This window comes from Carboxylicivirga sp. M1479, assembly GCF_007097485.1.
Lineage (GTDB): Bacteria > Bacteroidota > Bacteroidia > Bacteroidales > Marinilabiliaceae > Carboxylicivirga.
Map to the genome: position 1 here is coordinate 21,602 of NZ_VKDE01000003.1, position 24,978 is coordinate 46,579.

At 35.9% G+C, this 24,978-nt stretch carries 23 protein-coding genes and 1 pseudogene; all 24 read left to right on the plus strand.

Going from position 1 to position 24,978, the window contains the following annotated elements; all coding sequences use genetic code 11:
- The first annotated feature begins 31 nt into the window (after positions 1-31).
- The 24 genes and pseudogenes from cysN (at position 32) to FNN09_RS03145 (ending at position 24,844) form a co-directional block, all read left to right on the plus strand.
- Complete coding sequence (gene cysN, locus FNN09_RS03030; RefSeq protein WP_143300007.1) at positions 32-1,549, plus strand: sulfate adenylyltransferase subunit CysN; 1,518 nt, start codon at positions 32-34, stop codon at positions 1,547-1,549.
- Between the two features lie 18 nt (positions 1,550-1,567).
- The gene (locus FNN09_RS03035) at positions 1,568-2,677 is read left to right on the plus strand and encodes a DegT/DnrJ/EryC1/StrS aminotransferase family protein (protein ID WP_143300008.1); all 1,110 of its coding nucleotides are present in this window, start codon (positions 1,568-1,570) and stop codon (positions 2,675-2,677) included.
- A gap of 13 nt (positions 2,678-2,690) precedes the next feature.
- Positions 2,691-4,115: a lipopolysaccharide biosynthesis protein gene (locus FNN09_RS03040; RefSeq protein ID WP_221932409.1), complete on the plus strand. Its 1,425-nt coding sequence runs from the start codon at positions 2,691-2,693 to the stop codon at positions 4,113-4,115.
- 38 nt (positions 4,116-4,153) lie between these two features.
- Positions 4,154-5,032, plus strand: coding sequence for a DapH/DapD/GlmU-related protein (locus FNN09_RS03045; protein WP_143300010.1), 879 nt, complete (start codon positions 4,154-4,156; stop codon positions 5,030-5,032).
- Complete coding sequence (locus FNN09_RS03050) at positions 5,029-5,619, plus strand: hypothetical protein (protein ID WP_143300011.1); 591 nt, start codon at positions 5,029-5,031, stop codon at positions 5,617-5,619. Before FNN09_RS03045 ends, FNN09_RS03050 begins: the two co-directional genes overlap by 4 nt.
- 4 nt (positions 5,620-5,623) lie before the next feature.
- Positions 5,624-6,544, plus strand: coding sequence for a ketoacyl-ACP synthase III (locus FNN09_RS03055; protein WP_143300012.1), 921 nt, complete (start codon positions 5,624-5,626; stop codon positions 6,542-6,544).
- Between the two features lie 20 nt (positions 6,545-6,564).
- Positions 6,565-6,795: an acyl carrier protein gene (locus FNN09_RS03060; protein WP_143300013.1), complete on the plus strand. Its 231-nt coding sequence runs from the start codon at positions 6,565-6,567 to the stop codon at positions 6,793-6,795.
- Between the two features lie 126 nt (positions 6,796-6,921).
- On the plus strand, positions 6,922-7,848 hold the full coding sequence (locus tag FNN09_RS03065; RefSeq protein ID WP_143300014.1) for a glycosyltransferase: 927 nt from the start codon (positions 6,922-6,924) through the stop codon (positions 7,846-7,848).
- Positions 7,849-8,159: 311 nt separating this feature from the next.
- Positions 8,160-9,029 carry a glycosyltransferase family 2 protein gene (locus FNN09_RS03070; protein WP_143300015.1) on the plus strand — a complete coding sequence of 290 codons (870 nt, stop codon included), beginning with the start codon at positions 8,160-8,162 and terminating at the stop codon, positions 9,027-9,029.
- A gap of 102 nt (positions 9,030-9,131) precedes the next feature.
- Positions 9,132-10,412 carry a hypothetical protein gene (locus FNN09_RS03075; RefSeq protein ID WP_143300016.1) on the plus strand — a complete coding sequence of 427 codons (1,281 nt, stop codon included), beginning with the start codon at positions 9,132-9,134 and terminating at the stop codon, positions 10,410-10,412.
- Positions 10,387-11,352: a D-glucuronyl C5-epimerase family protein gene (locus FNN09_RS03080; RefSeq protein WP_143300017.1), complete on the plus strand. Its 966-nt coding sequence runs from the start codon at positions 10,387-10,389 to the stop codon at positions 11,350-11,352. Before FNN09_RS03075 ends, FNN09_RS03080 begins: the two co-directional genes overlap by 26 nt.
- 3 nt (positions 11,353-11,355) lie before the next feature.
- Positions 11,356-12,534: a glycosyltransferase gene (locus FNN09_RS03085; protein ID WP_143300018.1), complete on the plus strand. Its 1,179-nt coding sequence runs from the start codon at positions 11,356-11,358 to the stop codon at positions 12,532-12,534.
- An 11-nt stretch (positions 12,535-12,545) separates the two neighbouring features.
- Positions 12,546-13,676 carry a glycosyltransferase family 4 protein gene (locus FNN09_RS03090; protein ID WP_143300019.1) on the plus strand — a complete coding sequence of 377 codons (1,131 nt, stop codon included), beginning with the start codon at positions 12,546-12,548 and terminating at the stop codon, positions 13,674-13,676.
- Positions 13,677-13,769: 93 nt separating this feature from the next.
- Positions 13,770-14,534, plus strand: a complete 765-nt coding sequence (locus FNN09_RS03095) for a glycosyltransferase family 2 protein (protein ID WP_185968833.1) — start codon at positions 13,770-13,772, stop codon at positions 14,532-14,534.
- A gap of 42 nt (positions 14,535-14,576) precedes the next feature.
- A complete protein-coding gene (locus FNN09_RS03100; RefSeq protein ID WP_143300021.1) occupies positions 14,577-15,521 on the plus strand; it encodes an NAD(P)-dependent oxidoreductase in 945 nt (314 codons plus the stop codon).
- A 27-nt stretch (positions 15,522-15,548) separates the two neighbouring features.
- Entirely contained in the window at positions 15,549-16,748 is a 1,200-nt protein-coding gene (locus FNN09_RS03105; RefSeq protein WP_143300022.1) for a hypothetical protein, read from the plus strand.
- Positions 16,749-17,624: a glucose-1-phosphate thymidylyltransferase RfbA gene (rfbA, locus tag FNN09_RS03110; RefSeq protein ID WP_143300023.1), complete on the plus strand. Its 876-nt coding sequence runs from the start codon at positions 16,749-16,751 to the stop codon at positions 17,622-17,624.
- Between the two features lie 2 nt (positions 17,625-17,626).
- On the plus strand, positions 17,627-18,175 hold the full coding sequence (gene rfbC / locus FNN09_RS03115; protein WP_143300024.1) for a dTDP-4-dehydrorhamnose 3,5-epimerase: 549 nt from the start codon (positions 17,627-17,629) through the stop codon (positions 18,173-18,175).
- A pseudogene (rfbD, locus tag FNN09_RS03120) lies at positions 18,176-19,042 on the plus strand (dTDP-4-dehydrorhamnose reductase).
- Positions 19,039-20,046 carry a dTDP-glucose 4,6-dehydratase gene (gene rfbB, locus FNN09_RS03125; RefSeq protein ID WP_143300025.1) on the plus strand — a complete coding sequence of 336 codons (1,008 nt, stop codon included), beginning with the start codon at positions 19,039-19,041 and terminating at the stop codon, positions 20,044-20,046. Before rfbD ends, rfbB begins: the two are co-directional and overlap by 4 nt.
- A 367-nt stretch (positions 20,047-20,413) precedes the next feature.
- Positions 20,414-21,025 carry a DUF6266 family protein gene (locus FNN09_RS03130; RefSeq protein ID WP_143300026.1) on the plus strand — a complete coding sequence of 204 codons (612 nt, stop codon included), beginning with the start codon at positions 20,414-20,416 and terminating at the stop codon, positions 21,023-21,025.
- 1,088 nt (positions 21,026-22,113) lie between these two features.
- Complete coding sequence (gene gmd / locus FNN09_RS03135; protein ID WP_143300027.1) at positions 22,114-23,229, plus strand: GDP-mannose 4,6-dehydratase; 1,116 nt, start codon at positions 22,114-22,116, stop codon at positions 23,227-23,229.
- Between the two features lie 52 nt (positions 23,230-23,281).
- Positions 23,282-23,674: a GxxExxY protein gene (locus tag FNN09_RS03140; RefSeq protein ID WP_143300028.1), complete on the plus strand. Its 393-nt coding sequence runs from the start codon at positions 23,282-23,284 to the stop codon at positions 23,672-23,674.
- 48 nt (positions 23,675-23,722) lie between these two features.
- On the plus strand, positions 23,723-24,844 hold the full coding sequence (locus FNN09_RS03145; protein ID WP_143300029.1) for a GDP-L-fucose synthase: 1,122 nt from the start codon (positions 23,723-23,725) through the stop codon (positions 24,842-24,844).
- Positions 24,845-24,978 lie beyond the last annotated feature (134 nt).

Genomic DNA, 24,978 nt, shown 5'->3' on the forward strand with positions numbered 1-24,978 from the left:
ATAATAATTAGGGGGTAAAACACTAATAATAATGCTAAACGAAGCAACATTAAATATAAAAGAATTTCTCGCTCAAGATGAGAAAAAAGACTTACTTCGCCTATTAACTGCAGGATCGGTGGATGATGGAAAGTCAACATTGATTGGTCGATTATTGTTTGATAGTAAAAAACTATACGAAGATCAGCTCGATGCTTTAGAACGGGATAGTAAACGCGTCGGGAATGCGGGTGAAGAGATTGATTACGCATTGTTACTCGATGGTCTAAAGGCCGAAAGAGAGCAGGGTATAACCATCGATGTGGCCTACCGCTATTTCTCCACCAATAAACGAAAGTTTATTATTGCAGATACCCCAGGGCACGAGCAGTACACTCGAAATATGATTACAGGCGGATCTACTGCGAACCTTGCTATAATTTTAGTGGATGCACGTACCGGCGTTATCACACAAACCAAACGACATACTTTTATTGCATCATTGCTTGGGATAAAACACGTAGTATTAGCCGTGAATAAGATGGACTTGGTAGGTTATAGTGAAGAGCGTTATATGGAGATATGCAAAGAGTATGCAATCTTTGCAAAGGAATTAAATGTTAAGAATTTCTATACCTTCCCATTGTCAGCATTAAAGGGAGATAATGTTGTTGATCGATCGAAAAATACTTCATGGTATAAGGGAGAATGCTTACTCGAATTCCTTGAGAAGGTTGAAATCTCAAAGGATCGCAACTATGATACCTTGCGTTACCCTGTCCAGTATGTCAATAGACCAAATCTAGATTTCCGTGGCTTTTGTGGTAAAGTAAGCTCAGGGCTTGTTAAAAAAGGAGATGTCATAGTAGCATTGCCCTCAGGTAAAAGCTCTACTGTAACGGGAATTCACACCTACGATGGAGAAGTAGATAAAGCTTTTCCACCCCAATCTGTAACACTTACTCTTGCAGATGAAATTGATATTTCACGTGGCGATATGATTGTGCATCAAGCGAACCAACCCGTTGTAACGCAAAGTATTACTGCCATGTTGGTTTGGATGGATGAGAAACCACTCAATAAGAGCACTCAGTTTTATTTGAAGCATGCCAACAATAGCACCAAAGCACTTATAACATCTATACGCCACAGAGTTGATGTAAATACCTTGGAAACAAGTAGTGTTGATTCTCTAGAGTTGAATGCTATAGCATCTGTAGAGATTCATACAGTGCAACCAATCCTTGTAGATAAATATCAAGACCTAAAAGACTCAGGTGCATTTATCCTTATCGATCCAATAAATCATAATACGATAGCTGTAGGGATGATTAGTGAGGCTGAAGCTGGGTCTAAGGCTGAGTTTAAGTCTGAAGGGGAGGTTTTTACGGTAAATTCAAATACTGAACTAGAGATCAAAACCCAAGAGCTAATAGCTAATGGCCGAAGACCTATAGTTTTAATACAAGAAGAACTTGGACTGTCCGAGGAGCAACTTGAAAAGGTTATTGGATGTCTTTCTAAACAAGAATTTTGTGTAGTTCTCTTGGATAATCTGGAACAAAACTAAAGATTCTAACTATTTTACATGGATAATAAAAAAGTATTTGTAACACAGCCGGCATTGCCTGATCTTGAGGATTTTATTCCATATATAGAGCAGATTTGGAATAACAATATACTGACAAATAATGGCCCCTTTCATCAAAAGCTAGAAGAGGAATTAGCTAAATACCTAAACGTTCCTTATGTTTCATTATTTGCGAACGGTACACTTGCCTTGTTAACTGCATTGCAGGTTTTAAGGATAACTGGTGAAGTGATTACAACTCCTTATTCTTTTGTAGCAACATCGCATTGCCTATTATGGAATCAGTTAACACCGGTATTTGTTGACATTGAAAAGAATTTCTGTAATATAGATGCGGAAAAGATAGAGGAAGCAATCACACCTAAAACTTCGGCAATATTGCCTGTACACGTATATGGTAATCCATGTGCAGTTGAGCGTATTCAAGAAATATCTGATACCTATGGTTTAAAAACCATATATGATGCTGCGCATGCTTTTGGTGTGAATTATAAGGATACCAGTATTCTGAATTATGGGGATTTATCGATTCTAAGTTTCCATGCAACTAAAGTGTACAATACCATTGAGGGAGGAGCTATTATAAGTCACGATTTAGCGACTAAAAAACGTATAGATTACTTAAAAAATTTCGGATTTGCAGGCGAAACAAAAGTTGTGGCTCCTGGGATTAACTCTAAGATGAATGAGTTGCAAGCTGCTTATGGTTTGTTACAGTTGAAGAATCATGAGCACAATGTGACTGAAAGGAAACGTGTGGCTGATACATACCAAAAACTACTAGAAGAAATTGATGGAATACGACTATTATCAGAACAAGAGCAAACAATTGGTAATTATGCATATTTTCCAATTTTTGTGAATGGTAATGATTATGGAAGCACAAGGGATCAACTTTATGAAAAGCTAAAGAAACACAATATATATGGGCGAAGGTATTTTTACCCCCTAATTAGTGAGTTCCCAATGTATAAAGGATATGATTCTGCAAAAACACATAATTTACCTAATGCAACTAAAATAGCAGAGCAGGTTATTTGTTTACCAATTTATCCAACTTTAGAACAAGCTGAAATCGAAAGAATATGTTACATAATTAAAAAATAGCACATTGAGTTCAATGTTAAAACAGAGAGCTGTTAAAGGTGTTATGTGGAGCGCGATACAGCGTTTTTCGTCACAAGGTGTACAGTTTGTACTTGGGCTTATACTTGCTCGACTACTTTCGCCCTCTGACTATGGACTCATAGGGATGCTAGCCATATTCTTAGCGATTTCGGATACTTTTATTGATAGTGGTTTTTCTACGGCTTTAGTGCAAAAAAAAGATTGTGATGAATTAGATTATTCGACCAGTTTCTATTTTAGTGGTGCTGTTGGGTTTTTATTCTATGCCCTTCTTTTCTTATTTGCACCTTTGATAGCGGGTTTTTATGACGAACCTCAACTGGTGCAACTAACACGAGTTCTTGGTTTGACCTTAATCGTTAATTCTTTAGCGATAGTACAAAGAGCCAAGTTTACCATTAATATTGATTTTAAATCGCAAACAAAAGCAGCGGTGAGTGCGATTGTTATTTCAGGTGGTGTAGGTATATATTTAGCATATGCTGGCTTTGGAGTTTGGGCACTAGTGGTCCAGAATTTGCTTCGGAGAAGCTTAGACCTGATTATACTCTGGTGTATCTCTAAATGGATGCCTCGTCATGGCTTTTCTTTCCAGCGCTTTAAGGATTTATTTTCTTTTGGCTCCAAACTATTACTCTCTGGTTTACTAGATACGTTTTTTAAGAATATCTTTACAATTGTAATAGGGAAGGTTTTTTCGGCTCAATCGCTTGGCTTTTTTACGCGTGCCAAGCAGTTTTCAGAGTTTCCATCATCTAATATCACCACGATTATACAACGCGTAACCTTTCCTGTGCTGAGTGTGGTGCAAAACGATGATTTTCGTCTACGCGAAGGGTACCGTAAGATTATTCGTATGGCAGCATTGGTTGTTTTTCCCTTAATGATGGGACTGGCTGCTTTGGCCAAACCTCTAGTCATTACGATTTTGACGGCCAAGTGGAGTGAAACAGTTTGGATGCTACAAATTATGTGTTTTGCAATGATGTGGTACCCTATCCATGCCATCAATCTCAATGTGATAAATGTCAAAGGACGATCGGATCTCTTCTTGAGATTAGAGGTGATAAAAAAAGTGATTACAATTATCATGTTAGTAATTACCATACCAATAGGCATAAAGGCTATGCTTATTGGTCAAATCGCAACATCCTTGTTGGCATTGATAATTAATACTTACTATACTAAGCGAATAATTAATTATGGATTTTGGCAGCAGATGAAGGATATTGGTCCCGTCTTGTTATTAAGCCTAGTGATGGGGGCTTTTGTTTATTTGACAACAGGAATAACAAGCTCAAAACTCTGGCAATTATCCATTGGTTCTTTTTCTGGGCTACTCTTATATGGAGGAATAGCATGGGGCTTTAATATCGGCAATGTCCGATTGATTAAGGATATTATCCCCAAGAATTAGGTCATTGTTGTATCTTTGCAAAATAATAAATTACCAAAATGAGACTAAGAGAAGTATTTGACAAGGAACAGCTTGTGAGAGATAGGGAAATAAGCTCGACTTATTCTCCACATCACACTACGAAACAGTCCATAGCTTATGCTACAGATGCATTAGCCATTGAGAATCTCAATAAAAATGAGCTGGTAACTGCAGTGATTACAAAAGAAGATCTTATTGAGCTTGTAGCTGATGATATGGGGCTAATTGTAAGTGAGCACCCACAGAAGTGCTATTATGAGCTGCACAACCGTTTAGTCAGGATGGAGAAGCTTCGATTAGTCACGACAGATTATGTCGACGAAACAGCTGAGATTCACCCCACGGCTGTGGTATCACCAAAGGTGCAAATAGGTAAAAATGTCAAAATTGGTGCTGGTACCATCATCAAGGATAATACGATAATAGGCGATCATTGCGTGATCGACGACTATGTCGTAATTGGCTCTGGCGGCATGCAAAATACCACCGTTGATGGCCTCGTTTTCTTTTTAGAAACTGCCGGAGGGGTTAAAATTGAAGAAAACTGCCACATTCTTACCGGAGCTATTATCCAAAAGCCCTACCATGCCTTCTTCACTCATATTGGTGCTAATACAAAGATTAGTAACCGTTGCGTTATAGGCCATGGCAGCCAGGTAGGTGCAAATGTAATGATAGCAGGGTCTTGCCAGATCGCCGGCAATGTCAACATTGGTCACTCGGTATGGATAGGTCCTTCATCCACCATTAGCGATAGCATTACAATAGGCAACAATGCCAAGGTGCGTTTGGGAAGTGTGGTGATAAATAACATTGCAGAAAATGCCGATGTCTCGGGCTACTTTGCCTATAGTCACAAGCGGAATATGTTAAACTTTCTAAAATCAAAAAAATGAAAAATATTAAATTAAAATTTTCGTTTAAAGGCAAGAGAAGCTATGTACAAGGGCCGGATATTTTTGATGCCGTTGTCGACGCATTGGCTTTAAAGGAACAATCGGTAAAAAACATAAAGTACAGTGCACATAATTGGATTAGAAACAATGCGACACTCATATTAGACCCTGAAGAGGAGATCGAGAAATACGACTCTCTCATTACTTACTATATCGAAGATGTATTACACAAGGCCTACGTGGTAGATAATGGCGTCAAGATTGACAGCAGAAGTGATTATTCCGAGGACTATGTATTCAGCAATTCAGAGATTGAAGGCGACACTATTAAGCTTAACTACAATACTAAAGGCTATACTTTTAGCGAGCTGGTTGTATCCATGAACAAATGCTACATGCAAGACATGCACAGCGAGGGCAAATGGATTGTGACCAAGTTTGAGTACGCTACCCTAGATGGTATTGCCGATTACATGACTAAAGATGTAACGATCCTGTTACAAAAGAATCTCAATAATAAGTTAACAAAAAGTGAAATCTTGATTAATAATAAACCAGTCGGTTATATTTATTTTTCATTAGTTTAAAGCTATGCTGGGAATACAAAACATAGGCACTTACTTGCCAAAAAACATATTGTCTAATTACGATCTAAAAGAGAAGTTTGAGATGGATGACTTCTTTATTCAAAATAAAATTGGCGTAGAATATGTTACACGTAAAGACAAGGGTGAGGATAGTTCTGACATGGGGGTAAAAGCCTATCGTAATTTGCAAGAAAAAGCGGGCTTTGCATCCGAGGATCTCGAATGTTTGATCGTCATCACACAAAATCCGGACTATAACATACCACACACCTCTGCAATGATACACGGTAAGCTCGATCTGCCGGAGAGCTGTGCTAGCTTCGATGTCTCACTAGGCTGCTCCGGTTTTGTTTATGGATTGTCCGTCATTACCGCATTTATGACGCAAAACGGAATGAAAAAAGGCGTATTGATCACCGCAGATCCTTACTCCAAAGTACTGGACACCGAAGATAAAAACACCTCTGTACTTTTTGGGGACGGAGCCACGGCAACCTTGATTTCTGATGCCCCTGTATTTACCAGCGAGCGTTTTTCTTTTGGAACTTCCGGCAAGGGTCATGAAGGTTTGATTTGTCGCAATGGACAGTTGTTTATGAGTGGCCACGCCATCTTCAATTTTGCAGCTAAGACCGTGCCTAAAGACGTAAAGAAACTGCTAGAACAATGCAACCAGAGCACCGATAGTGTCGATCGCTTTGTCTTTCACCAAGGGAGCAAGTATATCGTTGATACTTTACGAAAGCGCCTTAAAATTGCAGAGGATAAAGTGCCGTTCAAAATCAATGCCTATGGCAATACTGTTTCATCATCAATTCCCTTTATTTTAGCCGAAATGCTGGATGACACAAGTATAAATACCTGCTTGATTTCAGGCTTTGGAGTAGGCCTGTCCTGGTCAAGTGCATTGTTAAACAGATTGTAAAATTTAAAAACGATAATAAGATGAAACTAACAGAAGAAAACATTATTGAATTACTTAAGAAAGAACTAGAAGGACAGATCGATTTCGGAACATTTAAGAATGACATCCCCATGACAGATCAAGGGGTGGACTCCCTTGATAAGCTGACTCTTTTTTTGAGTCTTGAAGAACACTACGGGATTAAGATTGAAGAAGAAGAAATAGACAGAATCAACACGGTTAATGAGATCCTTGCTTTTGTCAATAAATAATGTCAATACTGATACTCAAGTTATTTAGAGCAGGTGTAATGTTGCAACTAGTGGTGTCTAAACCTGCTCTTTGAGCTGTGTATTTTATTTTGTCCAATAGGGATAGCTTATTTTTTAAAGATAGAGATGAATAGCAAACAAGTAATGGTAAGTATTTGTTGCCAGACCTATAATCATGCGGGTTATATACAGGAGGCTTTAGATAGTTTTCTAATGCAAGAGACAGATTTTACGTTTGAAATTCTACTGAGAGACGATGCATCTACAGATGGTACGGCAGAAATCTGTAAGGATTATGCGAGTAAATATCCGGATAAGGTAAACCTATTAGCATATGATGAGAATCAATACACTAAAGGTGTTAAGCCACTGGTTGATAATATAAAACGAGCTAGGGGTAAATATATAGCCCTTTGCGAAGGGGATGACTATTGGACAGATCCATATAAGTTGCAAAAACAGGTTGATTTTTTAGAAGAGAATGAGGAGTATTCAGGTTGTGGGCATCAGGCAATACGAATCAACGAAATAGAATCTACCGAGAAGGTATTTTTTAAAAATGTTGCACCTACATTACATCTAAAAGATATATTATTTCACAGAAAACTTCATACTGCTTCCTTAATGTTTCGCTCATGTATTACGAAAGAAAATAAATTTCCTTCAAATATATTTTCAGGTGACAGAGCTTTAAATTTTCTTATAGCTTCTAAAGGTCCTATATGTTTTTTAGCAGATACAATGTGTGTTTACCGAAAAAATGCTGGAGGTATATCCTCAAAGGTAACTGTTGATATGTTGAAAAACGATTTTAACATGATTCCTTGGCTTTATGATATTAATCATAATTTCCCAAGAAGTACTTATAAATCCATCATTTATAAAACCTTATTTGAATATCCTAACCATATTGGGTTTTGGAGCTTTCTTAAATATTACTGTTTATATCTGTTTTATTCATTTTCTTATTTTCCGAAAAATATTATCCCTGTTGCGAAATTTACAGTTGGTAAGCTATATGTAACAATTCGAGGAATGATTAAAAATAGATAATGATTTTTCAGATAACAAAATAACGCTTATAGCACATACTGAGACTATTAATACTTCTGATCGTAAAGTGCAAGATATCAGCTGAAGATAACTTAACAGTTTTAAGCAGAATGGTTTTCACAATTTACGTTATCTATAATACTCAGCCGTCTTTATATTTTTAATATACAGAATTGGCTTTTAGATGTAGGAACGAGATATACTAAAGTCTATATACCTTAGGACTATTCATGCAAGTAAAAAAGTCATAAAGAACTAATATAATCCACAACCGATTTTAAGCAAGGTATTATATTACAACACTGATTTAAATGAATACATTTATAATACTACATTATCAAGTATATAAAGATACAATTGAATGTGTAAACTCAATTTTTGATTCGATAAAAAGAGATGATTATAATATAGTTATTGTAGATAATCATTCTCCTAATAATAGTAGTCTAATTTTACAAGATAAATATAAAGACAATCCTAAAGTTACTGTTTTAGAGCAAAGAAAGAATTTAGGGTTTGCCAAAGGTAATAATGTTGGATGCCAATATGCGTTCGAAAACTACAATCCAGATTTCTATATCGTTATAAACAATGACACGATAATAGAAGACCGAATGTTCGTAGATCAAATACAAAAGATATATAAACAAACTGATTTTGATATGCTGGGACCTTGTATTTGGTCAATTAATGACAGAGTCGATCAAAATCCTGTGCCTAACCCGACAGACTCAATGAAAAAAAGCTTTAAGGCACTTATATATAATATCCTCTTGTTTGTTTTAAATTTTATTAATAAGGATACACTGTTAATTGAATATGTAGATAATAAACGAAAGCTGAAAAATAAAAAAAGGCATACCTGTATAGAAGAGTTCGAAACAAATCAAGCAGTAAAGCTTCATGGTGCGGCTATTATTTTTTCAAAAAAGTATTATCTCAAATATCATAACGCATTTGATCCAAGAACCTTTATGTATGGCGAAGAAGATATCTTATATTCACGAGTAAGGAGACATGAATTAACAGCTATATATAATCCTGATTTAAAAATTCTACACAAAGAAGATGCAGCTTCAAACTCTGTTATAACAAGCAACCAACTAAGACGACGGTTCAAGTTTAAACATTCAATATGGTCTTCTTTTGTGCTACTGCGGATATATATTGCAAAATATTAATAGGGATTTTCGAAAAAATGCAAACTTTAAGTTTTCGAGTTGATAATATATTTTTAATGAGTTCTGCGTCAGTAAAAAGAAGTGTTTCTCTAAGTTAGATTAATGTCATTATTCAAACTAAAACTAAATATAGCAGATGTTATTTTCTTAGGAGTTGTATATTCTTTTATATTATATGTTTTTGAAGCACCTATAAGATTATATACCGATAGGATGGGTTTAGGCTTCTTTATATATACAAAAGATCTCATCCTACTAGTAGTAGCTATGTTGTTAATAGTTAGAAAGAACAAGACTGTTGTTGTAAATAAAATCATGATTCTGTTTGTCGTCATCTTATCATTCTATGGCGCAATTGCATTACTAAATGGGGTTGTGTATAAGCAAGTATTTTTTGGCTATAAAATATATATATCTTTCTTTATCGGTATTCAAAGCTATCGCTTTTTGCCACAGTTAAGTAGTCGTTTCTTAAAAGCAATTAATTGGTTAGCTTTCTTTAGTTGTATTGGTTTACTGCTGAATGTATTCTATAGTTTTCCATGGGAGCGCACTGGAATGGATATTGGAGGCGTTACGGTTGATCTATCGAGATCTGCACATGCTGCCGGTGGATTTAAACGTTTAGCTGGATTTGGAAGAAATTGGTCCAATCCAGCTTATTTTGCTTTAATTGCTACCGTTTTGAACTATAGTTTTTTAGAGAAATGGAAAGTAAGACATTTTTTATTGACAATACTGTTCTTTATCGGGATGTTAATATCAACTAATAAGGGTGCTATTGGTTCCTTTGTGTTAATATCAATGTTTGTTTTAATAAAAAGGCGAACTCCTAATGTAATATTGAAGTCTTGTATTTTAGGATTATTATTGTTACTCGTAATTTTACCAATTTTAAGCTGGAGTAATTTGTTTGTAATTGATAATAATATGCCCTTTGTGTATCGAATTGTGTTTTCCTCATTTAAAGTTAGAGTCGAAGAGGTATGGCCTCAAGCATTAGACTTAATTAAGAATCATGGTGATTTGCTATTCGGGCGAGGAATTGGTGGAATTGGGGCTTCACAAATTATTTTTGAACCATTACTTTATCATCCTGCGGACAATTTATTTATTTATCTATATGGACTTGTAGGTGTTTTTTCAATTGTTATATTGACATATTTTGGTGTGAAAATCATCGCTCTTTCGATCAAGATGAGTAAGGTAGGAACATTTACCGCATTACTTACAATTTGCTTTCTAGGAATCGGAATTATTGGGACTGCCCTAGAGAATGGAGTTTTGAACTTCTTTTTTGGACTAATGTTTGCTTCACTATATCATCAAAAAATAAAAGTACCTAGAATATTTTCATATGAAAGCAGCAACAAAATCATATAAATCTTTAAATACGTTTAAGCAATATTATACGCTTCAATCTACGGATTATTGGCATATTAAGTACCCATTAAATTCTGATCCACAAAATTATTATTGGGATATGTCAGAGAAAGCCATTCAGTGCGAGTTGGAACGTGATAATGAAGGGCTTACTCAATATGTTGGAGAGGATGGAGGTACTTATTATTCTTCTATTGAATTAATTCAATATGCTATGGCCTCCTTTCAGGCGCATATCAAAACGAAGGAGAAATATTGGTTGAACGAATGTATTTTGCATACAAACAAGTATTTGTCACTTGCTACTCAATATAAAAACGCAACTTTTACAGTTCTAAACAAATACCCTGTTGCTCTATACGGATTAAAAAATGAATGGCCAAGTGCCTTATCCTTGGGTGTAGCTTTGTCTTTATTGACAAGGCTATACACTCTGTCGGAAGAGGATAGCTATTTAGATGCGGCAATAAAGTTATTTGCTAATTTCAAACTCACGGTTGAAGAAGGTGGAGTTTTAAGAAATGTAAAAATAAATGATACTGGATGTAAAGTTAGTGTGTTAGAGGAGTACCCTTCTGAGGAACTGTCTGGAGTTTTAAACGGTCATATTACTGCTTTATGGGGATTATATGATTTAGGTAAACATTACGAGGAGAGTAATCGACTGTTTAATGAGTTGTCCTCACAATTAGCAGATAATATTTCACTCTGGGATGAAAAAAAATGGAGCAATTATGATATAACGTACTTAACAGGAAAGAAGAAGAACCTGGCTAGTATCCATTATCATATGCTACATGTACAGCAATTATTTGTAATGTTCCAGTTGACAGGTGATCAAAGATTTAGTGCAAGTGTAGAGAATATGATCCGGCAAAAATATAGTCTGTTCTGTAGGGTGTATGGGTTAGTTAATAAGTTAGTATTTAGATTATTTTAGTAGATGAGTTATAAGTTTGATAATAAAAAGGTCGTTGTTTGTATTTCAAATGATAGTTACGATGCTGATATTTGGACCAATAAGCAGCACTTGATGAGTCGCTTATCAAAAGTTGATGATTATTCTGTTGTTTATATTGATCAAGGATTGTCAACTAGTTATTTAAGAAAACTAATTCGACAAAAACAGTTTTTATCAATCTTTAAAATTATTCAAAAAAGAACTGATAGTTTGTTGACGGTTTCTTTACCGCTACCATTAATCAAAGGTGGGATTTTAAAAAAGGCGAGTTGGTATCTTATTGCGAGAGCTTGTAATTACATGTTCCGTAATCAGGAAGTTATTTATTGGATATACCAACCGCAAGCTTATTACTTTACTAAGTACATAAAGCGCGGGAAGTTGTTATATGATTGTGTGGATGAATTTGCTACACAACCTTTTTTTAAGAATAACTCTTCGAGAAGGAAAGAGTTGGAGATAATAGAACCTAAACTTGTCAAATCAGTTGATTATGTGACAGCCACATCAAATTCAATTTACGAAGACAAAAAGATTATAAATGCAAATTGTAAGTGTATTCATAATGTTGGTGATTTTGTGCACTTTGCTAATCCTGATGCATCTATTGTCATAGACGAAAAGTGGGTCAAAGATCAGAGATGTAAGGTGATGTTTACTGGTGTAGTTGATAACTATAAAACTGACCTTGAGATAATTTTAAAGGTTGCATCGGATACAATTGATAGTCATTTGTTTGTTTTTGTTGGCCCCAATCGAATTGGCAACAAAACATTGGAACATAAAATTAATCAATCAGAGAATATAATATTGCTGGGTTATAGAGAGTATCAACAAGTATCTGTTTATTTGTCTCATGCCGATATATTATGGTTGCCATATTTGAAAAGCTCTCATACAGAGAGGGTATTTCCTTTGAAAATATTTGAGTATTTAGCTTCCGGTAAACCTGTTATCGCCAAGAACTTATCCAGTATTCAGCAATATACCGCGTATTTGAATACATATAGCGATTTAGGTAGTCTTAAAGAGTTGTTAGCTTGTATCTTGTTAGAGGATAATTCTGATAAAAAAGAACAAAGAATAAAAATAGCAAGTCAAAACACATGGGAATCACGACTTAATAAGATCCTCCATTTTATTGGTGAGAAACCTCAGTAGAATAAATTAAAATGAAAATACTCATATTATCTAAAGATTATCCACCAACCATTGGAGGTGTTGAAAATTACTCCTATTATATTGCTGAGGGTTTAGGACGAAATAATGATGTTCAGGTACTAACATTTAAAGGTCGTGATAAGGAAAATACCTGGCCGGATACAGTTCGTGTTAAGCGAATTAGTTTAGGGATTAAAGTTCCTGAAGCAGTAAAAGGATTATTTCTAGTTTTGTATTTGTTTTTTAATGCATTAATTAAGAAACCGGATTATGTATTTGCCACAACATGGAAAGTTGGTTATCCGGCAATGTTGCTAAAAAAACTATTTTCGTACAAGCTGGTAATCACATGTCATGGTGCTGAAATAACCAGACATAAGGATTCATCAGATACTATGGATCGAATGAAGGAAACCTTGTCTGTAGCTGACCAACTAATCGCAGTAAGCGAATTTACTAAAGCAAAGACAATTGAATATGCTAGTGTTTCAGCTGATAAAGTAACCGTTGTTCCAAATGGAGTAGATTTATCAAAGATGAATGTTATTCCTAAGGAAAAAGCTCGAAAAAGAATAGGTTTTGAAAAAGATTGTTTTTATGCTTTAACAGTTTCGAGAGTCGATAGCCGCAAGGGGCATGAAAAAGTATTAAGTGCCATCCCTTCTATTCTTGATAAATATCCTCATTTTCGCTATGTAATAGTTGGTAATGGGCCCGAAAAAGAAAAATTACAGAAGTTATGTGTAGAATTGGGTATTGATAGTATTGTAAGGTTTGCAGGTTATGTTGAGTCAGAATTATTAGACTATTACTATTCTGCTGCTGATACCTTTGTCATGATAAATACTATGACTGATGATAAGGATTTTGAGGGATTTGGCCTGGTTTTCGCCGAAGCAGGTTATTATGGCTTACCATTAATTGGCGGAAATAACTCTGGTCCTAAGGAGGTTATTGTGCATAATGAAAGTGGATTCTTGATAAACGGTGATGTTGACAGTGTAGTAGCTTCTGTCACTACGCTAATGAGGGATGCTGAATCGTGCAAGAAGCTTGGAGAAAAAGCCAAGGAACTTACGTGCAAGAGGTTTAGTGTGGATTACATGGTTGAAAATACAAACTTACTGCTTAATGAACTTTAGTAGTATCTTTGTATAAAACTAATTTATGAGAGGTAAGTGATCAATTTATATTAGTATATGATTCTCAACAAAGTAAATAAGAAAGAGCCATTAATGGTAAGTATAGTAACTCCCATGTATAATTCGGCAAAGTTTATTGAAACTACCATAATCTCAGTTATCAATCAGACTTATAATAATTGGGAGTTAATAATTGTTGATGATTGCTCAACTGATAAATCAATAGACATTGTAAGGGGATTTGCAGAGAAGGATGATCGGATTAAGTTATTAGAGCAGCCCAATAATCAAGGAGCCGGAGTTGCGCGAAATGTGGGAATGGATCATGCTAAGGGTGAATTTATAGCATTCCTGGATGCAGATGATTATTGGGACGAAAAAAAAATAGAGATTCAAGTCAATTCAATTAATAAAAATCAATGGGCAGGTTCTTTTTCTTGGTACAAAAATGTTAACGAGGATGGTAATGGTGCTACAAGTTTTGTTGTGCCTTCAAGATTAAGCTTTAAACGACTTAGATTCAACAATTACATCTTAACCTCTTCATTAATGCTTAAGAGAGAGGTTGTTAAAGATGTCCGTTTCCCTTTAATGAGAAAAAGGCAAGATTGGATATTTTTTTTAGAGATTTTAAAGCGTACACAATATCTTTATTGTGTAGATGAATTACTTGTGTTCTACAGAAAAAGTTCAAACTCATTAAGCTCAAACAAACTTAGATTAATAAAAGCGAACTTTGAAGTTATTTCAAATTATTTTTATGATGGAAATAAATTAAAAGGTGGTTTGCATTTTATTATATTTCTAATGTATTATTTTCATAATAAGCTATTTTTGTTGAGGAAAACAAACCAGTAGCATAGTAATTTAGAAGAAGCCTTTAGGTTTAGGATTTTTAAGATGAAGTATATAATATTTGGTTCAGAGGGTTTTATTGGGAGTCACTTTAAAAGTTACATTCAAGGAAATAACCTAGGAGAAGTTGTAGAATACGACATTAGAAAAGATATAAGTTATGATGTCAGAGAGAAAATAGAAATTGAAGGTGAATTTTCGGAGGATGATATAATAATCAATTTGGCAGCAGTTCATACAACGCCAGGTCATCCGGATTACGAATATTTTGAGACGAACATAAAAGGTGCTGAAAATATTTGTCAGTTTGCGGAAGATAATGGCATAAAAACTATTGTTTTTACAAGTTCTATTGCTCCTTATGGTGCATCCGAAGATGTAAAAACAGAAATGACATTGCCAACTCCTAACACGCCATATGGTATATCAAAACTAGTTGCAGAAAATATTCATAAGATATGGCAAGCCAAAGAGAGCGATACTAGAAAACTTCTAATATTACGCCCAGGAGTTGTTTTCGGCAAAGGTGAAAATGGTAATTTTACCCGGCTTTATAAAGCCTTAGCTAAGGGCGTATTTTTTTACCCGGGACGAAAGGATACAATTAAAGGATGTATTTACGTTAAAGATTTAGTTGATATTACTCATTGTTTAATAGCAGGGTACTCATTTGGAGTACAGTTATTTAATTTCACTTATGCTCCGCCGTTGAGTATTAAGCAAATTGTGCAAAGTATTTCTAATGTTATAGAATGTAAAGATCCAACCCTTATGATTAATGGAGAAATACTTAAAATATCGGCCTTGATCATCGGTGCTATGGGAGGTAAAAAGAAAGGTATACATCCAGATCGAGTTAAAAAATTAATGATTTCAACTAATATTAGTGGTCTAAAACTTTTTGATCAAATAAAAGGTAATTATAAATATGGTTTTGAAGAGGGACTTCTAGATTGGTTTCAAGACTGTGAGTTTAAAGGTCTCTTTTAATATGTTTATTTAATAGAAACTATAACCTTGCTAAAGCTACTTAATCAAATAAGTTTTTACGTAAGATTTTATTACGTTGAGATAATAGTCTTTACCTTATTTGCAGTTGATGCATATAGCTTTTACCTTGATAGCAGTCAGGGGCTAGAGGAAAGAAATAGGTTTTCATTTTTTTTTAGGGCCGCTGTTGAGCTTGGTGGAATACTAATGATTTTTTTTAATAAAACTTATAAGAAAAAACATTTGTATCATATAATTATATTAATTGCCTTGCCTGTTATGTGGTTGTCTATTTCATGGATGATTAATGATTCATACTCGATTAATACGTATAATGCATTTCAAATAATTAAAGAAAGTAACAAGTATATTTTTCCGATCATTTTATTTTGGACATTTAGTTTATCATCAAGTAAATACCAATTTAAAATTCTCGAAATAATATATATACTCGCTGCCTTAGTTGTTATCTATGCTTTTGTAACTGATAATTCTCTATTTTATACATACGGTCCAAGGCGCTTTGGCTATAAGCCCATGATTGCGGCTCATAATGAGATATCACTGTTCTGGATAATAGGGATAGTCTATTTTCTTAAAAAGATTAAAGATGATTTTAATATTTGGAATTTAGTAATTATATCAATCTTGTTATTTGCTTCAATTCTTTTGGGGACAAAGGTAATTTTATTGTTTTTCACCTGTCTAACCCTTTGGTTGTTAATTGATGTGGTTAAGTTATCTTTTTTTTTAAAAGGAGTGATTTTTGTTCTATCCCTCTTTCTACTTATTCTTTTCGTTACTTATACAGGTGTATATGATTTCTTTAAAGAAATATATATATCTGATGGTTTGCTTACCTCTTTAACATCTTTGCGAAGTGATATATTTGTAGAAAGAGTTATTCCAACAGTCTATAGTTGGGAGTGGTATAACTTTATTATTGGAGGATATTATTTGAAACTTCCAATTGCTGAAATGGACTTAATTGATTTGTTTGTTTTTTATGGTATATGTGGTTCTATAGTATATTTTGTTTTGATTTTTGGAACAATATTCAAATTTGATTTAAATAATCGTTTAGCCTGGTTTTTTGTCGGTGCCTATATTTTAATAGGTTCTTTAGCCGGACACTTTTTTACATCAGGAACCAATGCAGCCTATATTGCGTTACTTTGTTTGTTTCTGCAAAAGGGAGATAAATATTATAATTTAAAGAAAGTTTAAATGAAAGGAATTATACTTGCTGGAGGATCCGGCACTCGTTTACATCCCATTACACTAGCTACTTCAAAACAATTATTACCGGTTTTTGATAAACCCATGATTTATTACCCATTGTCAGTTTTGATGTTGGCAGGTATTAAAGAGGTGTTAATTATTACCACTCCTGAAGATCAGGCTGGATTTATTCGTTTATTGGGCGATGGGAGTCAATGGGGAATTCATCTTGAGTATGTCGTTCAACCTTCACCCGATGGTTTGGCACAAGCTTTTATATTAGGGGAAGAGTTTATTGGCAATGACGATGTTTGTTTAGTATTGGGTGATAACATTTTCTATGGACATGGTTTTGTTGAATTATTAGCTAATGCTGTACAAACGGTGTCACAAGCAAACAAAGCAGCCGTATTTGGTTATTATGTGAATGACCCGGAACGTTATGGTGTTTGTACTTTTGACGAAGGAGGTAATGTAACAAGCATTGAAGAGAAGCCCGAGCATCCCAAATCGAATTATGCGGTAGTAGGCTTGTATTTCTATCCTAATGATGTGATTAAAGTCGCTAAAGGAATAAAGCCAAGTTTAAGAGGAGAGTTGGAGATAACAACCGTTAACCAGGAATATTTGGAAGAAGAACGTTTGAGGGTGGAGTTGATGGGGCGTGGTTTTGCCTGGTTAGATACAGGTACTCATGAATCCTTATTAGAAGCGAGCCATTTTGTGGAGACTTTAGAAAAGCGTATTGGATTGAAGGTAGCATGCCCTGAAGAAATTGCGTATCATCGGAATTGGATAACTAGAGAACAATTGCTTGAGCTAGCGAAGAAATTGTCCAAAAATCAATACGGTGAATACTTGTTGTCTTTAGCTAAAAAATAATAATGCAATTTATCAAGACAGAATTAGATGGTTGTGTCATCATAGAGCCTAAAGTGTTTGGTGATCAGCGTGGATACTTTTTTGAGTCTTTCAATCAAAAACAGTTTGAAGACAACATAGGGAAAGTAAATTTCGTTCAGGACAATGAATCACGCTCAAGTTATGGTGTTCTAAGAGGCCTTCATTTTCAATTGCCACCATACAATCAAGCAAAACTAGTACGTTGTATAGAGGGAGAAGTGTTAGATGTAGCTGTTGATATACGTAAAGGATCCCCTACATTTGGAAAACATGTAGCTGTTAAATTGTCAGATGAAAACAAACGCCAGTTATTTGTACCCAGGGGGTTTGCACATGGTTTCGTCGTTCTTAGTAAATCGGCCATTTTCTCTTATAAAGTAGACAATTGGTATGCCCCTGAGCATGATTCGGGAATTGCTTGGAATGATCCGGGATTAAATATAGATTGGCAAATAGAAGAAGAGTCGATTCTTTTATCTGGAAAAGATAAGTTATTGCAAGTAATGTCGGACACGGAAATACCCTTTTAGATGAATATTTTAGTTACAGGAGCCAATGGCCAATTAGGCTCAGAATTAAGAGAATTATCCGTTTCCAGTGATGACCTTTTTGTATTTACCGATGTCAATGAATTGGATTTATGTAATGAAGCCGATATAATTTCTTTCCTCGGTCATCAACCGATTGATGTCATTATTAATTGCGTTGCTTATACAGCTGTGGATAAAGCAGAGACAGATATTAAATCTGCTTAGATGGTCAATGCGATTGCTGTGAAAAATTTAGTTGAGGCAGCATTAAAATATGATATACGATTAATACATGTTTCAACAGATTATGTCTTCAATGGGCAGTTCTTTAAACCTTTAAAGGAAGATGATGCAGTTTCACCACTAGGTGTTTACGGCAGCACCAAACGTAAAGGTGAGAACTACATACTGGAATCTGAAGTGAAAGGTATTGTTATCCGAACCTCATGGTTATATTCATCATATGGCAATAATTTTGTAAAGACAATGATGAACCTAGGGAAGGAACGTGAGGAACTTGTTGTCATCTTTGATCAGGTTGGCACACCTACTTATGCCAAAGACCTCGCAAAAGCAATTTTGCATATTTGTTATGTGGAGTCACCCGAAACAAGTAACAACTTATACCACTATTCCAACGAAGGAGTGGCGTCCTGGTATGATTTTGCCAAGGCTATCATGGAGTTATCCACTACTAATTGTTCTGTTAAGCCTATTGAAACAAAAGATTATCCGACACCGGCAGCCCGACCTTATTATTCAGTTATGAATAAAAGCAAAATAAAAGATGAGTATAAAATAACAATTCCTTACTGGAGAGATGCGCTTCGGGAATGCATTGAAAAGATTAAAAAGAAAGAAATATGAAGTCAATTTTAGTAACAGGAGGCGCAGGTTTTATTGGCGCTAATTTTGTGCCTTATTTTATTCAGAAGTATTCGGATTATAAAATCATAAATTTGGATAAGCTAACCTATGCAGGAAACTTAAATAATCTTGCAGAAGTGGATAGTTCGGCTAACTATGAGTTTGTTCAAGGGGATATCTGTAATCGAGAACTGATCGAGTATTTATTTACGACCTATGATATCAGAGGCGTTATTCATTTTGCGGCAGAGAGCCATGTTGATAATTCCATTTCAGGACCTGAGATTTTCATCAAGACAAATGTCAATGGAACATTCACCCTGTTGGATGTTGCTAAAAAATATTGGATGGATGCGCCATTTGCTTATAAAGAAGGGTATGAAGGATGCCGTTTTCATCATATCTCTACCGATGAAGTGTATGGTACATTAGGCGAAACTGGTTTATTCAGGGAGGATACGCCTTATGCTCCCAATAGTCCGTACTCATCCTCGAAAGCTAGCTCTGATATGTTAGTTCGTGCTTACTTTCATACATACGGAATGAATGTGACGACTAGTAATTGTAGTAACAATTATGGTCCTAAACAGCATAACGAGAAGTTAATCCCAACAATCGTACGAAAAGCACTATCAGGGGAGAATATTCCTATTTATGGTGATGGTAAAAATGTGCGCGATTGGTTGTATGTACTTGATCATTGCACCGGCATTGACTTGGTTTATCACAAAGGGCGATCTGGTGAGACATACAATATTGGCGGCCGAAATGAACGAGACAATCTGTTTATCGTTAATCATATTTGTGAAACATTAGATGGTAAATGCCCTAGGCATGATGGTAGCTCTTATAAAGAGTTAATCACTTTTGTAAAGGATAGAGCTGGGCATGATAAGCGCTATGCTATTGATGCCACAAAAATTGAAACGGAACTAGGCTGGAAAGCTGATGAGAACTTTGAGACTGGTATCGTAAAGACGATTGATTGGTATTTAGCTCGATAAAATATTAAAGCATATAGTGAGTCAACCCATCTCGATAGAGGTGGGTTTTCTTTTGCTTTAAACTTTAGAGCAGCATCTCTATATCTCTTTCATACCATCTCAATACCAACACTGCACTAAACTCAAAGTAAAGTCATATTTAACTCATACTAAACTCATATTAAATTCGATTTCAATTGAGTTTAATTTGACTTAAGTCTGTGTTTGTTTTAACTTGAATATGATTTTATGCATAGGAAGGTAGCTTGTCGCCATCTAGCTGTCCCGAAAGTGACGTAAAGAAGTACTTGATTTTTGATGTGTTGATTTGCAAAAAATGTACGTATTCTAATTTCAATTGTCTAATCATCTAACAATCGATAAAACTATGGCACGATATAATAGTAATGATGGTTCCTCAGGGAGAATTGGTAATGTAGTAAACTACCAAATGTACGGTAATAGCTACGCACGTTCCTTGCCAGGGAGTTATAGGGATAAAAAATCAGAGAAACAATTGGCGCAGCGCCAGAAAATGGAGTTGGTGAATGGCTTTCTAGGGCCCTATAAAGATGTGGTGAGAATAACATTTCAAAAGGAAGCTGTTGGTCGCTCTGCTTATATGGCGGCCAAGTCCTATAATATGCTCAATGCTGTTGGTGGTGAATATCCAGAACAGCACATTGATTACACAAAGGCTTTAGTTAGTATGGGGAATGTTTCTTTACCATCGGAAGCTTGTGTCGAGCGGACTGAGGAGGGGCTGTTGTTTCAATGGAAAGATGATGGACGAGAAAGTCCTTTCGATACCTTGTTTTTGATTGCCAATGAGCGAGGACAATACAACACAGAGTATAAGCAAACCGAAGCAGAACGAAGAGATGAGTCTTACTTGTGGAAGTTTGATTATTGTGGCACAGAACAATATGATATTTGCTTGGTGTTCCGGGATTACAAGGAGAGAGGTTTCAGTAATAGCTTGTGGTTGGGATTGGTTTAGAGATAAGAAATGAGTAAAGAGAGGTGAGAGAAGAGTCTTTCGCAATGGCTGTAAAGAAAAGTAGCCGACTAATAATTTTGTATAACTACCATATTTCCGAAGGAAATAAATCTGTGCACATCAGCGAAATTCTGCGGACAAGAAATGGTAAGTTGAGTATTTCTAGCAAAGGTTGGAAAGAATAGAAAGCATCAAGGTTGTGATAATATTTTTTTTAGCAAGATGTGAATTGAGGTAGCTTTTGAGTGAATATCGGAGCTGAATGGTTCCCTTCGCGTTCTCGTTTGCCTCTGCGGTAAATTTTTGTAAAAGTTGTTTAAGTTTCCAAAGGAAACTTATCTGTGGACATCCGCGAAAAACCTGCGGACAAGAAAAAAGAAAGCAATAAGAGGAGAGTTGTGAGAAATGAGTTTTTCACGCAAAGTTCGCAAAGGGATCTATCAATATACTTTCGTTCTTAGTGATAATTATTTTACTAAAAGCGGTCGCTAGACATATTTAGAACCACAGTATCTTCTCCGCGTTCTCCTTTTCCTCTGCGGTAAAATTTTTATAGTTGTTCCAAGTTTTCGAAGAAAACATATCTGTGTACATCAGCGTAAATCTGCGGGTAAGAAAAAAAGAAAGTAATGAGAGGAGAGATGTGAGCAATGAGTTTTTCACGCAAAGTTCGCAAAGGGATCTATCAATAAGCTTGGCGTATTGGCGAATGTTTTAGCGCACATCGCGAGAAGCGTTTATCTAAATGCGATCACAATTTACTTTTTGATATACAGTATCTTCTCAGCGTACTCCTTTAACTCTGCGGTAAAACTTTTTTTAAAGTTTCCAAAGGAAACGAATCTGTGTACATCAGCGCAAATCAGCGGGCAAGAAAAAAGAAAGCGATAAGAGGAGAGTTGTGAGAAATGAGTTTTGTACGCAGAGGGCTCAAGGATTAAAGTATTATTAAGCTAGCAAAGAGCCATCCTTTTTGGAAATAATTGAATATAAGACGATATTTGTACTTCAAATAATAATTATCAGGAAGATACTTTATCAATAGGGGGCATTTTCCGACTTCTACTTTTAAAAAATAAACACATACTATGCCCAAAATAGCACTCATAACCGGTATAACCGGACAGGACGGCGCTTACCTTGCCGAATTTTTATTGAAGAAAGGTTACATCGTTCATGGTGTTAAGCGTCGTTCATCTTTGTTTAATACCGATCGTATTGACCATTTGTACCAGGATCCGCATGTGGAGAACCGTAACTTGATCTTGCACTACGGGGATTTAACCGATTCGATGAACCTGACACGTATTATTCAAGAGGTGCAGCCAGATGAGATATACAATCTGGCGGCCATGAGTCATGTGAAAGTGAGTTTTGATACTCCTGAATATACTGCCAATGCGGATGGCTTGGGTACCTTGCGTATTTTGGAAGCTGTTCGTCTTTTGGGCTTGACGGAGAAAACACGTATTTATCAGGCCTCCACATCAGAGTTGTACGGTTTGGTGCAGCAGGTGCCGCAGTCGGAGTCAACACCATTTTACCCACGCAGTCCTTACGCAGTGGCTAAGATGTATGCCTACTGGATAACAGTTAATTACCGTGAGGCCTACAACATGTATGCATGTAATGGTATTTTGTTTAACCACGAAAGTCCTTTACGAGGAGAGACCTTTGTAACCCGTAAAATTACTCGTGCGGTGTCTAAGATTGGCATGGGCATGCAAGATTGCCTCTACCTTGGTAACATGGATGCCAAACGTGACTGGGGACATGCCAAAGACTATATCAAAGCGATGTGGTTAATCCTGCAACAAGACACACCAGAAGATTTTGTGATTGCCACCGGGGTAACCACCAAAGTACGTGATTTTGTACGCATGGCTTTTGCTGAAGTGGGCATCGAACTAGAGTTTACGGGTGAGACAGAAAATGAAGTGGGTAAGGTAGTGGCGTGTAATATGCCAGAATACCAAGTTGAGATAGGTACTGAAGTTGTGAAGGTTGATCCTCAATACTATCGTCCAACAGAGGTTGAATTGTTGATTGGTGATCCAACTAAGTCTAATGAGAAATTGGGATGGACACCAGAATATGACCTGGAGGCATTGGTCAAGGACATGATGCAATCAGATATTCACCTGATGAAAAAAGACAAGTATTTGAAAGATGGCGGTTACGAGACTTTGAATTATTTCGAGTAATTTACACGAATATGGCGAAGGTATTGCGAATGAAACGAACTAGGTAGGTGGGATGACAGACATAATTTATAAGGAAGAAAGTTATAAAGTCATTGGTGCCTGCATGGCTGTTCATTCGCAACTGGGGCCTGGATTTCTTGAGGCTGTTTATCAAGAAGCATTGGAAAGAGAGTTTTCAAAGCAAGAAATTCCCTTTGAGCGTCAAAAGAAGTTGACAATTTATTATGATAGGAAACCCTTGAGGAAATATTATATAGTTGATTTTGTTTGTTATGGAGCAATCGTGGTTGAAATAAAATCAACCAATTCTTTTGTAAAGAATCAATATGATCAGACGGGTAATTATTTACGAGCTATCAATCATAGACTTGGGATATTGGTCAACTTTGGTACGGCTTCTTTATCCTATAAACGTATTATCAATCCACAATATTCGAATAATTAGAAAGGTGTATTCGCACAATTCGCAATAATTAGTACAATTCGTAAGTATATGAAATATACAGAAAAGATATACATAGCTGGCCATCGTGGCCTGGTAGGTTCAGCCTTATGGAAGACCCTGCAAAATAAAGGCTATACCAATTTAATAGGACGTTCAATTGACGAGCTAAACCTGATGGATTCCGAAGCGGTTAATCAATTTTTTAAAGCCGAGAAACCGGATTATGTGATATTGGCAGCTGCGAAGGTGGGCGGTATTGTGGCCAATAATACCTATCGGGGACAGTTCATTTACGAGAACCTAATGATACAAAACAATGTGATTCACTCGGCTTATGTACATGGTGTGAAGAAACTATTGTTTTTAGGTTCTACATGTATTTACCCTAAGCAGGCACCACAGCCCATGCCGGAAGATTGTTTGTTGACATCTCCCCTGGAATATACCAATGAGCCCTATGCCATTGCTAAGATTGCTGGGATTAAAATGTGTGAGTCTTACAACTTGCAGTATGGAACCAATTTTATTTCGGTGATGCCAACGAATTTGTACGGTCCAAACGATAATTTTGACTTGGAGAAGTCTCATGTCTTACCTGCTTTGGTACGTAAAAATCACCTGGGTAAATGCCTTCAAAATAATGACTGGACAGCCTTGCGTGCTGATTTGGATAAAAATCCGATTGAAGGCATTAATGGTAGTCACTCCGAAGAAGAAATACTCAATAAGCTTGATAAATACGGCATTCGTTTAAATTCGTTTAATTCGGATGACCATTTGCCTAATTCGCGAGTAAGTATAGAGATTTGGGGGACAGGCAAGCCCATGCGCGAATTCCTTTGGTCGGAAGAGATGGCGGCTGCTTGTGTGTATGTGATGGAGAAAGTCGATTTTAAAGATACTTATGCGTCGACTGACTCTGCGAACAAAAGTGAAGTCAGAAATACACACATCAACATAGGAACAGGTAAGGAAATTTCCATTAAGCAATTGGCTGAGACCATCAAAGAGAAAGTTGGTTTTGAGGGTGATTTGATTTTTAATTCCGATAAGCCCGATGGTACCATGCGTAAACTCACCGATCCGACAAAGATTCATGACTTAGGTTGGCATCACCAGATAGATGTCGAAGAGGGAATAGAGAAGATGTATCAGTGGTATGTAAATTAGATGTGAGAGTAGAGTAATGAGTGGTGAGTAATGTAATACCATTTAAATATTAAAATGTGCTGGTATAATGCCGATACATATTCTTAGTGCTTTTAGGAGTGAAGCGAACGAAAGGCGCATTTTGAATAGTAATC

What these genes read in the sequence shown, in the direction of transcription:
- rfbB (WP_143300025.1), top strand. Translation starts at nt 19,039, where the DNA reads ATGAAGTCAATTTTAGTAACAGGAGGCGCAGGTTTTATTGGCGCTAAT.
- FNN09_RS03075 (WP_143300016.1), top strand. Translation starts at nt 9,132, where the DNA reads ATGTCATTATTCAAACTAAAACTAAATATAGCAGATGTTATTTTCTTA.
- FNN09_RS03035 (WP_143300008.1), top strand. Translation starts at nt 1,568, where the DNA reads ATGGATAATAAAAAAGTATTTGTAACACAGCCGGCATTGCCTGATCTT.
- FNN09_RS03145 (WP_143300029.1), top strand. Translation starts at nt 23,723, where the DNA reads ATGAAATATACAGAAAAGATATACATAGCTGGCCATCGTGGCCTGGTA.
- FNN09_RS03130 (WP_143300026.1), top strand. Translation starts at nt 20,414, where the DNA reads ATGGCACGATATAATAGTAATGATGGTTCCTCAGGGAGAATTGGTAAT.
- rfbA (WP_143300023.1), top strand. Translation starts at nt 16,749, where the DNA reads ATGAAAGGAATTATACTTGCTGGAGGATCCGGCACTCGTTTACATCCC.
- FNN09_RS03040 (WP_221932409.1), top strand. Translation starts at nt 2,691, where the DNA reads ATGTTAAAACAGAGAGCTGTTAAAGGTGTTATGTGGAGCGCGATACAG.
- FNN09_RS03100 (WP_143300021.1), top strand. Translation starts at nt 14,577, where the DNA reads ATGAAGTATATAATATTTGGTTCAGAGGGTTTTATTGGGAGTCACTTT.
- FNN09_RS03050 (WP_143300011.1), top strand. Translation starts at nt 5,029, where the DNA reads ATGAAAAATATTAAATTAAAATTTTCGTTTAAAGGCAAGAGAAGCTAT.
- gmd (WP_143300027.1), top strand. Translation starts at nt 22,114, where the DNA reads ATGCCCAAAATAGCACTCATAACCGGTATAACCGGACAGGACGGCGCT.
- FNN09_RS03070 (WP_143300015.1), top strand. Translation starts at nt 8,160, where the DNA reads ATGAATACATTTATAATACTACATTATCAAGTATATAAAGATACAATT.
- FNN09_RS03045 (WP_143300010.1), top strand. Translation starts at nt 4,154, where the DNA reads ATGAGACTAAGAGAAGTATTTGACAAGGAACAGCTTGTGAGAGATAGG.
- FNN09_RS03065 (WP_143300014.1), top strand. Translation starts at nt 6,922, where the DNA reads ATGAATAGCAAACAAGTAATGGTAAGTATTTGTTGCCAGACCTATAAT.
- FNN09_RS03085 (WP_143300018.1), top strand. Translation starts at nt 11,356, where the DNA reads ATGAGTTATAAGTTTGATAATAAAAAGGTCGTTGTTTGTATTTCAAAT.
- FNN09_RS03055 (WP_143300012.1), top strand. Translation starts at nt 5,624, where the DNA reads ATGCTGGGAATACAAAACATAGGCACTTACTTGCCAAAAAACATATTG.
- FNN09_RS03090 (WP_143300019.1), top strand. Translation starts at nt 12,546, where the DNA reads ATGAAAATACTCATATTATCTAAAGATTATCCACCAACCATTGGAGGT.
- FNN09_RS03060 (WP_143300013.1), top strand. Translation starts at nt 6,565, where the DNA reads ATGAAACTAACAGAAGAAAACATTATTGAATTACTTAAGAAAGAACTA.
- cysN (WP_143300007.1), top strand. Translation starts at nt 32, where the DNA reads ATGCTAAACGAAGCAACATTAAATATAAAAGAATTTCTCGCTCAAGAT.
- FNN09_RS03080 (WP_143300017.1), top strand. Translation starts at nt 10,387, where the DNA reads ATGAAAGCAGCAACAAAATCATATAAATCTTTAAATACGTTTAAGCAA.
- rfbC (WP_143300024.1), top strand. Translation starts at nt 17,627, where the DNA reads ATGCAATTTATCAAGACAGAATTAGATGGTTGTGTCATCATAGAGCCT.
- FNN09_RS03140 (WP_143300028.1), top strand. Translation starts at nt 23,282, where the DNA reads ATGACAGACATAATTTATAAGGAAGAAAGTTATAAAGTCATTGGTGCC.
- FNN09_RS03095 (WP_185968833.1), top strand. Translation starts at nt 13,770, where the DNA reads ATGGTAAGTATAGTAACTCCCATGTATAATTCGGCAAAGTTTATTGAA.